Here is a 14216-nt window from a genome sequence, read left to right as displayed (position 1 = left end):
ACCGTGGTCTAATTTTGCACCGCCGTTCTCACCCTTGGCTTGTTCGACGTCAGAACGTTTGGCGCGGATCTCGCCAACTCGGCATCTGAGTCATCGCCCGCCGCAAACTGTCACAAAGCGGCATAATTGCCTCCCTAGGAGCGCGCTACCGAAAGAAAAGGGACGGCTTCCGCGCACGTTGGGCGCCGGATGTTTTCCGGACTGGCGAAACATGATGGCGATAGTTGAAGTGCCTTGGAAGTGCGCCGCTCCGGGCGCAGTGCGCGCAGAACCTAGGAATTGCGATCGGACTGAAGGTCGCGAAGAGTTGGAGGTTCTCTATCGCGAACACGCGACTGCACTGACGCGCTATATTGCTCGCCGCTTCGGCTCCGGACCGCCCGAGCCCGAGGAAGTCTGCCAGACGGCATTCGCCAGATTGGCAGCGATCGACGGCACTGCCAGCGTGCAGGACGCGCGCCGCTATCTCTACACGATCGCGTGCAATGTGGTGATCGATCACCAGCGCAGCCAGATAAGGCGTGAGGAAGCGCAGCACGATCTGGCTCAGTCCGGACATTACCAGACTGCCAGCCCCTGCCCCGAACAGGTGCTCTACGAAAGGCAGCGTTTTTCCATTTTCGAGCGCACCCTGCGCTCCATGCCGGGGACGCGGCGGCGCATCTTTCTGCTGGTCCGGGTCGAAGGCCTCTCCCCCCGGCAAGTTGCAGCGCAATTTGGCATGAGCGAAGGGGCTGTGTATAAACACGTCCAACGCGCACTCGAGGATTGCGCGAAAGCTTTCGCGAAAGCGGAGCACAAAGGGTGACCGGCAGCCATACCATGCACAGACAGGGAGAAGGCGAAGCCGAAACGGATGTTGCCGGTACGCCGCAGCATGTCCCGCCAGCGATCGGCCACCTCGAAGCCATGCCGCAAATCGTGCTCAACCGCAGCTCGGCAAGCCCGGAGGCGCTGTGCCGGGTCTGGGAAGATGCCGCAAGTCTTGGCCGGCATCCGCGCTATGCTGAACTGCTTGGGCCGCCGACTCTGCGCGAACGGTTCGTCGCCTGGACCCGCCGGATCGGCGGCATTATGGCGGGGCCGCCTGTCGCGCGCGACCGGCCCCGCTTCGCCATGGCCGCCCTGGCGGCGCTTTTCGTGCTTGGCAGCGTGTGGATGCTGCGCCCTGCCTCTCCGGTATTCGAAACCCAGATCGCGGAAGTCCGCGAAATTCCGCTCAAGGACGGCAGTCTCGTAACGCTCGGCGGGCATTCGGCCCTGAACGTGGCCTTTTCCCCCTCCGAACGCACCGTCCAGCTGACGCGTGGCGAAGCGTTCTTCTCCGTCTCTCCCGACAGGAACAGGCCTTTCGTCGTTCTGGTCGGCGGCCAGCGCATCCGGGTGGTGGGTACCAAGTTCAACGTCAATTTCGACGGCAAGCGGGTGCACGTATCGGTGATGGAAGGCGTGGTGCAAGTCGCGCCCGACACAGCTGGCGAACATCCCGAAAACCCGCAGCCCGAACCCGGCGCGCAGGGGTACGTCACACTCGTCGCGGGCCAGAAGCTGAGCGCAGGCAGCTCCGGACAGGCGCGCCCTGAGCCGCTGGGCGGGGAAGCCGGTACATGGCGCAGCGGCCATCTGGATTATCATGACGCTGCCCTTGGCCAGATCATCGCCGATGCCAGACGGTATTACCCTCACCCCATCGAGATCGCCTCACCGGCTCTTGCCAGCGAGCACCTGACGACATCCTTCAGCGCGAGCCAAGTCGATCAGATGCTGGACACCCTGCCCGACATTCTCCCCCTGACGGTGGACCGGGAGGCCGATGGCTCTGTAACGCTGCGGCGACGCAGCGCCGTGTCTAAATAGCAGCAATACCGGCTGGCACACCTCTTTTACGGCAATTTTCACTTCATCCGTAATTTCTTTGTCCGATTTCGCGTGTCCGGACGTCCTTAGCGCGAGAGCACGTCGAGGCCTGCGCAAAAGGGCCTCACGCGCTTGTGATCGGTTCAAGGAACTCGGGGGTATTCGTCGTGAAAAAGTTCGCAATTGCACTGCTCTGCATGTCATCGGTGCCGGCCCTGATAGCGGGCAGCAGCCCGGCCAGCGCCAAAGAGCAGGAGGCAACACGGGATTTCGACATTCCCGCGCAGCCGCTGGCTTCGGCGCTGCTGGAATTTTCGCGCGAGGCTGGCGTTGCCGTCACGGCGAGGTCGGAACTGACCCAGGACCACCGTTCTTCCGCGGTAACGGGGAGGTACACGCCGGAAAAGGCGCTCCAGCTGTTGCTGGCAGGGACGGGTCTGCATTATCGCGCCACGCCGAGCGGCGGCTACAGCATCGTGATGGCCCCCGCCACGAGGCACCAGGCGGAAACCGGCTCGATTTCCGGGCGCGTAATCGATGCTGCAACCGGCGAGTACAAACGCAACGCCATTGTCCGCGTCACGACATCCACGGGCGAAAAGAGGACGGCGACGACCGGGGACGGAGGGCAGTACCGGCTGCTGGACGTGCCGGCGGGCGCAACCGAGATTTCCGTCGCGTTCACCGGGTATCCCGATGAGCAAGTCACGGTGGAGACTCCTGCTGGCAAGGCGGTGGAAGTCGACTTCACGCTCTCCGCGCCCGGCTACGGCCCATCGAGCGGTGAAATAATCGTGCTGGGTACGCGCGAAGGCGATGCCAAGGCGATCATGAGCCAGCGCAATTCCATGGACATCAAGAACAGCCTGTCCTCGGAATCCTTCGGCGAGGTTTCCGAAAGCAATATCGGCGAATTCCTGAAGTTCATGCCCGGCGTCATCACGCAGAACCAGGGCGGCGCAGACGACAGCGTGCGCTATGTCGGTCTGCGCGGACTGCCGCCGGAATACACGGCCATCACGGTCAACGGCATCGCGATCGCCGGGGCCGATGCCAACGGCGGATCCAGCTCCTCGCGCTCTTTCAGCTTTGAGCAGGCTTCTCTCAGCAGCATCGATTCCATCGAAATTTCCAAGACGGTCAGCGCCGACGTCGATGCGAACGCGCCGGCAGGTACAATCAACCTGCGAACGAAGCGCGCGTTCGATCGCAAAGGGCGACGCATCGTTGTTGCCCTGAACACTACCACCCAGTCCGACCTATGGGACAGTAAGCTGGCCGGACCGGGCGAGAAGCGCGGCAATGGCCGCTTCCGTCCCGGCGGATCGATCGAATATTCCGATGTCCTGTTCGGCGGACGGCTGGGCGTGGTAGCCAGCGCAAGCCTGTCCCGCGTCCATACGGAAATGGAAACAATCCAGCATGGATGGAACTACAACGCCACCGCCATCAGTCCGGACCCGATGGTCTCTGCCACGATGACCAATCGCGTCACCTCGCAAGAAATAGACCGCTTTTCCAGCAATCTTTCGCTCGACTTCAAGGCGACCGACGACCTGACCCTGTCGTTCATGGGCATCTACAACCGGGCCTATAACCTGTCGGAACAGCGCGCCCATGTTTTCACCAGCGGAGCCCGTAGCGCTGGGCTGATCGGCGATCCGGCCTTCGACTATACCACGCAACTGGCGGATGGCACCACGACGGTGCAGGCCTCCGCCAACACGATCGCCAAGATCGGCACCAGCGTGACGCTCACGCCCAGTTTCGAATATCGCGGCAGCTACCTGACGGTGGACGGCAATGCCTTCTACACCAATTCGAAGAGCAGGTACGATCCGATGGGGCAGGAAAACGCGGTGTACACCGTCGCCTCGCCGGTGGCTTCCGGAAACTACTCCGCGCAGCGCAGCGAGGACTACTTGGCGACCGATTGGACCATTCGCCAGCTGAGCGGCGCTGACTGGAGCGATCCGGCCAGCTATTCGCTGTCGTCGATCATCATCAACGCCGAGGACGGCCGCTCGTCCAAGGTCGAGCGCACCGGCGGCGCGATCAATGTTGCCTACGAACTGCCGGGCAGCGCCTTCCCCGTCACGATCAAGACGGGCGGCAAGATTCAGCTGGCATCCTACCAATATGAAAACCAGCGCGAGGCCAGCCGCTATGTCTATACCGGGCCGCTCAGCACGGCGGAATTTCTTGCCGCGACCCAGAGCGACATCCGGAGCAGCTTTAACGAAGCCGGGCTGACGTACCAGACGCTATCAGGCTCCTCGTATCTGTATATGCCCAGCAATTACCTGATCGGGCAATATTTCCTCAACCATCCCGACGAGTTCAGCCCACTGATGACGGCGACGAACTACTACAACGCCTATATCGGCAACAGCCGTCACTTCGACGAAGATACCTATGCCGCTTATTCGATGGTGACAGCAATGCCGGCCGACTGGCTGGCGCTGCGCGCGGGGCTGCGCTGGGAACAGACGCGCACTGCCGCGCTGGAACCGGACGCGCTTTCGGCCGAGGAAGTGATCGCGGCAGGCTATGACGTTTCGGTATCGACCGGTCGTGCGACGACGGTCGAAGGCATTCAGTACCAGTATGAGTCGCGCCCTCGCGTCGCACGTAAGGGCCAATACGACTATTTCTTCCCAAGCGCCTCGGCGAAGGTCTCCTTCACCGACAACCTCGACTTGCAGCTTGGCTACAGCCGGACGATCCGTCGCCCCGAAGTGAGCGTATTGGCAGGCGTATGGTCAGTGAACGAGACCACCCAGACCGTCACCGCGCCGAACCCGGGGCTGACTCCCGAACTTTCCAACAACTACTCGGCCCGCTTGGTCAAGTATTTCGAGCCGGTCGGGCTGGTAGCTGTTAACTATTTCCGTAACGATTTGAAGGGCGCATTTCAGACGCAGGAATTCACGGCACAGGAGTTCGGCTACACTGGAACGGAATACGCCGACTACACCTTCCGAACGACGACCACCGTGGGCGAAGGCACGATCAGCATCCAGGGCGTGGAACTGGAGTTCAACTATTCGCTTGAACGCTTGCTGCCCAATCCGTTCAAGGGGCTGACCTTGCGCGGTTCCTATACCTACACCCACCCGGACGAACCGATTTCCCTGACGCCTGAAAACATGGTCACTCTGGCGCTGGCCTACAAGAGCGGGCCGGTACGGCTCTATCTCAACACCGTCTGGACTGACGACAAGCCCGCGACCATCTCCACCGGCACTTATGACAAGGCGCGCTGGGACGTGAACCTCTCGGGCAATTACCGGATCAGGCGGGGGTTACAGGCATTCTTCTCGATTAGAAACCTGCTCAACCGGGCAACCTACCGGCTGGCGCCGGGTGTCAGCAATGAGGCGGGATCCGTCCCTGACCATGTCGCCAACTACAACAACGCGGGCGTCAACGGAACGGTGGGCATTCGCGCCACATTCTGAACCGCGGCGGGTTTTGTCCTTTTCCAAAATGCTGACAGGTGATCGATGATGGCGCTGCACCGGCGTAATTTCCTCGTATCGGCAAGCGGCGCAGTCCTGTTCGCGGGACTGGGCCGTCATGCCCGACTATGGGCGGCGCCCAGGTTCGGTGCCTTCCCCTTCAGCCTTGGCGTCGCATCGGGCGATCCTTGGCCGGACGGCTTCGTGATCTGGACGCGGCTTGCCCCCCACCCCCTGCAGCCTGACGCCGGGATGCCGCCACTTGCCGTGCAAGTCCGCTGGGAAGTGGCCGAAGACGAGGCTTTCGCACATGTTGTGCGCAGTGGAGAGGAAATCGCGCACCCCGATCTGGCGCACAGCATTCATGTAGAGGTCAGCGGGTTGCGGCCGTCGCGCCTCTATTGGTACCGCTTCCTTGTCACCGGGGTGGAAGCAAGCCCGGTGGGGCGAGCGCGGACGGCTCCGGCCGCAGACGCGCTGCCGGAACGGCTCCGCCTCGGGCTGGCGGGCTGCCAGGCCTATCCGCAGGGTTGGTACGAAGCCTGGCGCCATCTTGCCAGTGAACCGGACCTCGACGCTGTCTTCCACTACGGCGACTATATCTACGAATACGGCCGCAAGAGCAGCTTCACGATACGGGACCGGGAGGGTCGGGACGCCCACCGGCGGCACCTGACCGATGAGGTTTACACGCTCCCGGAATACCGGCAGCGCTATGCGCAGTACAAGATGGACCCGGACCTGCAGGCGGCTCATCATGCGGTGCCATTCATCATGTCGTTCGACGACCACGAAGTGGACAACAACTGGGTGTCCTCGTTCGATCAGCATGGCAGCTCCCGCGAGGCTGTGCTGGCGCGGCGCATAGTCGCGATGCAGGCTTGGTATGAACATATGCCAGTGCGGCTGGCGCAGGCCCCGCGCCTTGGCGAGCTAACCATGTACCGGCGGCTAGACTTCGGACGGCTGGTCAGGATGCATGTCCTCGACACCCGCAGCCATCGCAGCCAACAATTGTGCGAGACGCCGGCCGGACGCGGATGCCGCAAGCGGGACGATGCCACGTCGACCGTTCTCGGCAACGCGCAAGAGGCATGGCTGGGCGCGGGTCTGCGCAATCAGGCCTGCTGGAACCTGATCGCGCAGCAGGTGCGGATGATGCCGATCGTCCGCAGGAATGCGGACGGCATCCGTCTGCCGGGCCCTCCCGACAGTTGGAGCGGCTACCCTGCGGCGCGCGCGCGCCTGATCGAGGCCGTCCGCGACAACGGGTTGACCAATGTCGTCGTGGCCAGCGGGGATTCCCACGTCCACAATGTCGGGCACCTCCCGGTGCGCGATGACGAATTGGACGGCCCTGCCGCCGCCGTCGAATTTCTCGGTACTTCCATCAGTTCGGGGGGCGACGGCCAGGCAGACAGCGAGAAGCGGCGCTTTCTGCTGCGCGACAACCCGCACTTCAGCCTCTACAACCAGCAGCGCGGCTATCAGCTCTTCGACATTGGCCCGCACGAATGGCGCACGGACGTCAAGGTTCTCGACAGGGTACAGACGCCGGGCAGCATGCTCAGCACGCTGGCGAGTTATCGGGTGCACCCGGATAAGGCGCAGCTGTGCTAGCGTTGAACAGCCGAAAAATCGCAATCGACGAGTGAGGGGCAATGCTACCGCGTTGATCGAGGTGGCTGGAATGGCGGGTTTTTGGCGACGGCCGCCGGTCCTGTGCGAAAGGTGGAACGGCTAGAGTTGGTTGGGGGGCGCCGTTACGGAAGAATTAAAAGCCGTGGCTGCAGCCACCAACATAGCCGCCATTCCCGAGCCCTACGTTCATAATTGTACAGCGGGATTATCGACGGTCTCGGCGAACTGCGGAAAATTCGACAATGCCGAAGTGTCTTTGACAAACTGCAAGCAAGTCTATCACCTAGTTACTACGAGCCGTTCTCTTCCACAGCTCACAAAAAATCGCCGGATTCTGGGGCCGGGACACACGCATCACTTCGACCGGAACGAGAAGGAGCTAATCGAACGGATCACACGTCTGTGCGGAACGATGCGGATGGCTAGAGCCGCTAAATATCAGACTTCAGACTTATCGCCATGAAATCCACGATAGCAGTCGTCCGATATGTATTTGGCTGTACCAAAAAGATGCTCAAAGGGTGCACCACGATGCCACCGAAAGGCCCCATTTGTCCTCTCAGTGGCCCTGATCACGCTGGACGGGATGGCGGAAACACGGCCCAGATCTGTCGGCAATCATTCCTGCAGCGTAAACGACATCAGCAGGATGGTTGCACCGGGACGGCACTGCATCTCCAGCTCGCCTCCAAGCAGTGCGATACGTTCACTGATCGAACGCGGTCGGGCAACCTCATCTGCGGCGAAGCCCTTGCCGTTATCGATCACGGTGATTTCGATCCGGGTTGCCTTGCGCCGACATTGCACCGTCAACGCGCTCGCCTTGCCGTGCCGAGCGGCATTCGAAACGGCTTCGCGCACCAGTTGCTGCAGTTCGAGCGAGAGCCAAGCCGGAACCATGAGGCGATAGTCGGAATCGACCAGTTCGACCGAAAGGTGCCAGCGCAACGCCAGATTGGGAATTATCGCGGTTACATCCTCGATGAAATTGCGCAGCCCGGTATCCGGCTCGCTATCTCGAAGCTGGGTGATCAACTGGCGGACATTGCGATGCTCGGCCTCCAGCGCATCGCGGATGGCATCGATCTCTTCCACCGCTCCAGGGCTGTCGGCCACCCGCGTGCGCAGTGCCAGCAACAGGTATTTCGCACCGGCAAGCGAATGCGCCACGCTATCGTGCAGGTCGCGGGCGATAGCCTGACGCAAGCCTGCAAGCGCGGCCTCTCTTGCGTTAAGAGCGCTGATCTGGACATCCACTTCCTGCGCCAGTTCGGTGCAGATGGCATCGGCGCTGCGCAAGTGCGACCACCCCAGCAGCGGGATGTCGCTAAGGATCAGCCAGTCGGTCCCCTCTACCGTGATGATCGGCATACAGATTCCCCGCACGACGCCAAGGTCCTTCAGCAGCTTCGCCCCCGGTATCGGCCCCCGTTCCTGAATCGAGATCATTCCGCCGCGCTGGATCAGCGCCCTTTCGCGGGCGAGGTCGAACAGCATCGGCGCAAGCTCTCTGAATGCAAGCACCTGCGTGAAGTCAAGTTCGACAGGGGTGTGGTCGCCCTTGCCTGCGCGATCGTCCAGTTTCCTGAGGTCGCCATCCAGCTGCCTGGAATCGAAAGCGAACTTTCGCGAATCGTAGCGATCCTTCCAGCAGAACACGATCCGCCTCGCCCCGGTCGTGTTGCTGATGTAGTCGAAAGCCGAGACCGGAAGCGGCAGCCCGGCCTCCGGATCTTCGGCCCGGAACCGCACCGGGACGGATCGGGATATCTGCCGGCTGGCGCAGAATATCACTATCGATCCCACGATCGCGAAAAGCCCCATGCGCAAGGCATGCGCAGAGCCCCCCGGCTGTGCGTGAAAATCGATCAAGATCACTTCCAGCATCCAGAACAGGTTGACGTAGACGGACGCAGCAAGCGCATAGGCGAGGCGCGATCGCCAGCGCAGGACGCTGGTAAAGACGATGTGTGCCAGAAAGGATAATGTGGAAGCGATCATGGCATCGTCGTGAACCGGCAGGAATATCAGCAGCACGGTAAACGCGACGATGTCCGCAATGATCAGCGGGGCGGAAAAGACGAAGTCCACGAACCAGCTACGCAGCGAAGCGATCGTGGTGGCCGTGACCCAGACCAGGTAACAAAGCGCAAAGACATCGTCGAATTCAAGCTGGAAGCCCGGCATCGCAGGGTCTGTCAGGGCGATGGCCACGAGCGCCACGGCGCAGATCATCCTGCTCGCAAGTAGAGCCAGATTATGTCTGATCATTGTCGAGAAACTCATGCATCGCTGCTAGCAAGATTTAGCGGAGACGGAATTAACTAATATCCATCTTTATGTAACATTTACTGTCATGTCGGATCTAAAATAATATCCATAAACGATGATGTTTAAGACCGAAAATACTGAATATATTGCATATTAAATTATTTATCATTTATATTCATGCATTTAATAAATATATTTTTCATGTTCAATATATTATTCCAAAGAATCGTAGCTGGATATTTTTCGAGAAACTTTATTGAGATTATAAGTGAATTATTACCGGCCATATCTTCTTTAGCCCATCTGGCGGGTCGCTCGCAGACCGAGATTCCGGGCATCAAATCCACTCAATGCTTACCAGTGGAATATATCTTGCGATATTCTTGCGCGCCATTGCAGCCTTGTGCAAGTTTTTTGTCACGGTCAGAGCTTGTCTTGGCCCCTTCCTGGCGGCATTGGAGGATGCGTCGGTGTGGCGATTGCGGCAAGCGCCGCCATATCGCCACGCTGTCGAGTTGCCCTCGGTAGACCGCTCATTTATGAATCGCCAAGACACAATCGGGATATTGCCGGACCGTGACACGCATTCTCATCGCTGACGATCACCCATTTTTCCGACTGGGCGTGGAAGCGGTTCTCAAGACCGGCGGGCATGAAGTCGTCGCCACCGCGGACGATGGCGACGCCACGCTGACGGAAATCGCCCGTGTCGATCCCGATGTCGTCCTGCTCGACATAAGAATGCCTGTCCGGGACGGCATCGACACCTTGCGCATGCTTCGCGAGAAAGGGGACGAGCGGCCCGTCATCATCCTTACCGTCGAAGTGACCGATGACCAGTTGCTGGAAGCCATCCGGCTGCGGGTCAACGGCATCGTCTTCAAGCATTACTGCGAGGATCGCCTGCTGGAGGCGATCGACACGGTAATGAAAGGCGACCGCTATCTTGACAGCGAGCTGTACGACAAGGCCATTTTCCATGCGAGCACACGCCCTGCCCCCTCGCCTCTCGAAACCTTGTCTCCCAAGGAGATGAAGGTGGCGCACTGCGTTGCGCAAGGCCTGCGAAATCGCGAGATTGCGGAGCAGCTTGGCACCACCGAGGGAACGGTGAAGGTGTTTCTGCACAACATCTACAAGAAGCTGCAAATCTCCAACCGCACGGAACTTGCCACCATGGCCTTGCGGAAATCCGCCTAGCGTCGAGATTGATCGCGGCGGTGCGCGCGTAACGTCCAGCGCAGGCCAAGCGTGGCGGTCACGCCAGAAAAATCGCGCGCCGCGATGTTGGAACGGTTGTCCACATAGCCGCCTTCTACAAACAGCGTGGCTCCTCCACGCAGGGCAAGCGACAATCTGGTCGATAAGTCGATCCGCGTGTCTTTTCGGTCCAACGGCAATTCAGCGGAAAAATCGTCATCGTACAGGCGCCGCATCACGGTTGCCCGCATCCGCCCATCGACACGATCGCCGATCGGCATGCCGCCCGTCAGGCGCAGGCCATAGCCAGTGTGGCTGAAGCGGTCGTCGTCGGCATCGTGCCTGATGCCCAGTATCGTCGCGCCAACGCGCGCACGGGTGCCGACCGGCCTCCAGACATGGCTCAGTTCGGCAAGCCACTCCTGCTGGTCGAAACCCTCGAACTGTCGCTCCGACTGGTTGCGAAAGCCATAGCGGACTCGCGCGACGGTGCGATGTGTGGCCGACGGGCGATGGATCAACTGCACATCGGCACGGCCCCGGTCAAAGACCCGCTCGTCGTTGTCGGCCACGTATTCGTATCCCGCGCCAATGCGAAGACGCGTTCGCCCATTTTGCGCAATCGGCAGGTCGAAAGTCGCGCCGGGATTGATTCTGTAGCGATCGAAGCGATCTTCGCCGGGATAGTTCTCAACACCCGCATCGAGCGACAGCCGGATCGGCCCGGTGACATAGTCGAGCGACGTATCGACATAGAGTTTCCCGGCAAAACGGTCCTGCACGATGCCCGCCTCCACCGCATCCGGGGGAACGATATCGCGCCCCCGCCCCCACCTCGCCCGTCAACACGACTTCTCCCTCGTGCGCTGTCGCATCGTGGGCGTAAAGGGCTCCGAAGCAGGATGAAAGGCCGGGCACAGGCAGAAAGCGAAAAGCCTGATCCCGAGCGACGACAAGCCGCAACTCGTGGAGCCCCAGCAACGATCTGCCGACTATCCTATGATTAAATATCTGTCAAAATATAATATCGTACGTTATATTTCTGAAATATTTTAGATCCGACGGGATCGCGGCCATCCATCCGTTCTCCGGCATCCAGAGCCTCCTTCTAGGCGCAGTAGATTGCCGGCAAGGTGCCCAAAAATAGTCTAATATCATGGGGTAAATCAACTATATAGGAATGCCGGCATTGCCGCTCCAGCGATCTGCTCGCAACCTACATGCGCTCATGTGTGCAAGTCCAAAAATATATCGTTAGATATCTTAATTGGGTTGTAAGGTAATATCCGATGCGATATCCGCTGGCCGCGTCGGGGGAATGGCCCCGTCACTGCAAAGGACGTTTCGATCGTGTACCGGCCCAATCCATTGCCGCTCCGGATCCTGTCGACGACCTTTTCCGCCCGACCTTTCCGAAGGCTGTGCGGGGCCTGAAATCATGGCGATCCGATGGTATGTCGCGCAGACCCGAGCCCGGGGAGAAGTGCTGGCGAAGCAGCATCTGGAGCGTCAGTCGTTCCGCACGTTCCTGCCCCGCATCCGCAGGATCACGCGCCACGCAAGGCGCGCCATCGAAGCAAAGGTGCCGCTGTTTCCCGGCTATATATTCGTTGCGTTCGACAACGGCGTAGATCGCTGGCGTTCGATCAATTCCACCCATGGGGTAAAGACGCTCGTTACGGGCGATGGCGGCGCGCCCACACCGGTCCGCCCGGGGGTAATGCGCAAACTGTGCGACGCTTGCGATGGCGATCTGTTCATGGGCAGCGCCGACGTCTGGGTGCCCGGCCAGGTCGTCCGCATAGAAGACGGACCCTTCGCCGAAACGCTGGCCCGGGTTGAAAACCTGGAAGGGCCCGACCGGGTTCGCGTCCTCTTCGCCCTGCTCGGATCGTCGGTTTCGATGACCCTGCCCTCATACGATCTCAGGCCGGCATAGGGCGGGGAGGCAGACATGGCACGCGAGCTTCCTCATCACGTCCAGCAGTTCGTCACCCGTCACAGCGCACGCAGGCGTCAGATCGGCGCGCTCGTGCGGACCAATCGCTTCACCCTCATCGGGGCGCTGGTTCTGGCGATCCTGATCCCCGAACTGTTCCATCCATTGTTCGCAAGCGAATTGGCGTGGGCCCGATCGGTTCTGCCGAACGAACCTTCGTTCTATGCTTCTGTGGTCGCGCTGCTGGCGGCCCACGTCTATCTTCGCAAGATCGGCCTGCTTCCGTTGGTTGACGACAAGGTTATCATCCTGCCGGTTTTCGCCGCGGCCTATGGCGGGGTTTTCATCGCGGTGCAGCTCGCGCTGGGGCGGATCGGTTACTACCACCCCGTCACCAGCTTCGTCATCGGCAGCGCCTGGTACCTTGCCATCGCCATGATCCGCGCGCGGGTAACGGCCCCGCGCCTGGCCTATATCGGATGCGGCGGGCCGGATAACGATCTGATGCTTGCCTCGATCGAATGGGTGCACCTGCACGTTCCGGTCTTGCCTCCGGATATTCAGGGTATCGTCTACGATTCCCATTCCGGCATTGCCGACGAATTCGAACGGCTGTTCACTCGCGCCACCTTGCGCGGGATACCGGTTTACGAAGCAGCGCAACTGCGTGAAATGATCACCGGCCGAATGGTGCTGCGCGATCATCCAGAGCAGGTTTTCGGCGCGATCCTTCCCGAACAGCCCTATCTGCGCGTAAAGCGCCTGATCGATCTGTTCTTCGCCGTGCCCGCCTCGCTTCTGGTCCTGCCCGTCATCGCGATATTCGCGGTTGCGATCAGACTCGAAAGCCCGGGGGCCGCCATGTTTCCTCAGGTCCGGCTTGGCTATCGGGGGCGGAAATTCGTCTGTTATAAACTGCGGTCGATGCGCAGCGACATCCCCGGCCCCGCATATACGACGGACAACGATCCGCGAATCACCCGGGTCGGTCGCTTTATCCGCAAGACGAGGATCGACGAGTTGCCCCAGATCTTCAACGTGATCGAGGGATCGATGAGCTGGATCGGCCCGCGCCCGGAATCGCTGAAACTGGGCCGCGATTACCAGAGAGAGCTACCCTACTATGCCTATCGCCACCTTGTGCGTCCGGGGATCACCGGCTGGGCGGCAGTGCATCAGGGTAACGTAGCCCTGGTGAGCGAAGCCCGCACAAAGCTGGAATACGACTTCTATTATCTCAAATATTTCTCGATCTGGCTCGACATGGTGATCGTATTGATGACGATTCGCACAGTCCTGACCGGGCATGGAGCAAAATAGAATTTTCTCTTGAACACCTGATGCCGGAAGTCTATGTTCAAAATTGAACGTACATTTCTTCGCACGTTTCAAGACTGCCAAATTTTTACGTGTTGGGTATTTCACCCACACTGCGGTAGCTTTGGCGAAGAATATGTCTCAACCGCCCCTCTCCAATCGTGAACTGCTCGATTTTGAGCTGCTTTATCTTCTTGAAAACGAACCGCGCCTTTCGCAACGCGAAATCGCGCAACGCCTTGGCGTCAGCGTGGGGCGGATCAATTATTCCCTGCAGCGCTTGGCCGACCAGGGTTTCATCAAGACCCGGAACCTTCGTTCGCCTTCGAACAAACCGCGCAACGCATACGCCCTGACGCCACAGGGTCGTGCGCGCAGGATGGCTGATACGCATCGCATCCTGGCAACGAAGCTGACCGAACACGACCGCCTGGCCGAACAGATCGAAAGCCTGAAGGCTGACGCCGAAAAGATCGACAAACCCTAGCCGTGCACGATCCCGCGCACCGCAACGCGCCGCGAAATCATCG

The 14216-nt window shown here is 60.2% G+C and carries 10 protein-coding genes; 8 read left to right on the top strand and 2 right to left on the bottom strand.

The window, feature by feature from the left end; translation table 11 throughout:
- Nucleotides 1-307: 307 nt before the first annotated feature.
- The 4 genes from A7A77_RS15330 (at nt 308) to A7A77_RS15315 (ending at nt 6938) form a co-directional block, all read left to right on the top strand.
- Nucleotides 308-808, top strand: coding sequence for an RNA polymerase sigma factor (locus A7A77_RS15330; RefSeq protein ID WP_066560249.1), 501 nt, complete (start codon nt 308-310; stop codon nt 806-808).
- A 14-nt stretch (nt 809-822) separates the two neighbouring features.
- Entirely contained in the window at nt 823-1857 is a 1035-nt protein-coding gene (locus A7A77_RS15325) for a FecR family protein (protein ID WP_216635600.1), read from the top strand.
- Between the two features lie 275 nt (nt 1858-2132).
- On the top strand, nt 2133-5318 hold the full coding sequence (locus tag A7A77_RS15320) for a TonB-dependent receptor domain-containing protein (RefSeq protein ID WP_425388581.1): 3186 nt from the start codon (nt 2133-2135) through the stop codon (nt 5316-5318).
- Between the two features lie 45 nt (nt 5319-5363).
- Complete coding sequence (locus A7A77_RS15315; protein ID WP_156500611.1) at nt 5364-6938, top strand: alkaline phosphatase D family protein; 1575 nt, start codon at nt 5364-5366, stop codon at nt 6936-6938.
- Nucleotides 6939-7577: 639 nt separating this feature from the next.
- Here A7A77_RS15315 and A7A77_RS15310 read toward each other — a convergent pair.
- Nucleotides 7578-9230, bottom strand: coding sequence for a sensor histidine kinase (locus A7A77_RS15310; RefSeq protein ID WP_172799927.1), 1653 nt, complete (start codon nt 9228-9230; stop codon nt 7578-7580).
- A gap of 576 nt (nt 9231-9806) precedes the next feature.
- Here A7A77_RS15310 and A7A77_RS15305 point away from each other — a divergent pair.
- Nucleotides 9807-10430: a response regulator gene (locus A7A77_RS15305; RefSeq protein WP_066560234.1), complete on the top strand. Its 624-nt coding sequence runs from the start codon at nt 9807-9809 to the stop codon at nt 10428-10430.
- Here A7A77_RS15305 and A7A77_RS15300 read toward each other — a convergent pair.
- Nucleotides 10427-11212 (bottom strand): hypothetical protein, encoded by a 786-nt coding sequence (locus A7A77_RS15300; RefSeq protein ID WP_156500610.1) that lies wholly within the window; start codon nt 11210-11212, stop codon nt 10427-10429. The genes A7A77_RS15305 and A7A77_RS15300 overlap by 4 nt on opposite strands.
- 656 nt (nt 11213-11868) lie before the next feature.
- On the opposite strand from A7A77_RS15300, the gene nusG reads away from it, so the two are divergent.
- From nusG to A7A77_RS15285, 3 genes are read left to right on the top strand one after another with little or no spacing between them, the layout of a single operon-like run.
- On the top strand, nt 11869-12369 hold the full coding sequence (gene nusG / locus A7A77_RS15295; protein ID WP_066560230.1) for a transcription termination/antitermination protein NusG: 501 nt from the start codon (nt 11869-11871) through the stop codon (nt 12367-12369).
- Between the two features lie 15 nt (nt 12370-12384).
- A complete protein-coding gene (locus A7A77_RS15290) occupies nt 12385-13689 on the top strand; it encodes a sugar transferase (RefSeq protein ID WP_082836182.1) in 1305 nt (434 codons plus the stop codon).
- 43 nt (nt 13690-13732) lie between these two features.
- Entirely contained in the window at nt 13733-14173 is a 441-nt protein-coding gene (locus A7A77_RS15285; protein WP_156500609.1) for a MarR family EPS-associated transcriptional regulator, read from the top strand.
- The last annotated feature ends 43 nt before the right edge of the window (nt 14174-14216 follow it).

This window comes from Croceicoccus bisphenolivorans, assembly GCF_001634625.1.
Lineage (GTDB): Bacteria > Pseudomonadota > Alphaproteobacteria > Sphingomonadales > Sphingomonadaceae > Croceicoccus > Croceicoccus bisphenolivorans.
The sequence above is the reverse complement of the archived record's forward strand: the minus strand, read 5'-3'. Positions and strand labels throughout refer to the sequence as shown.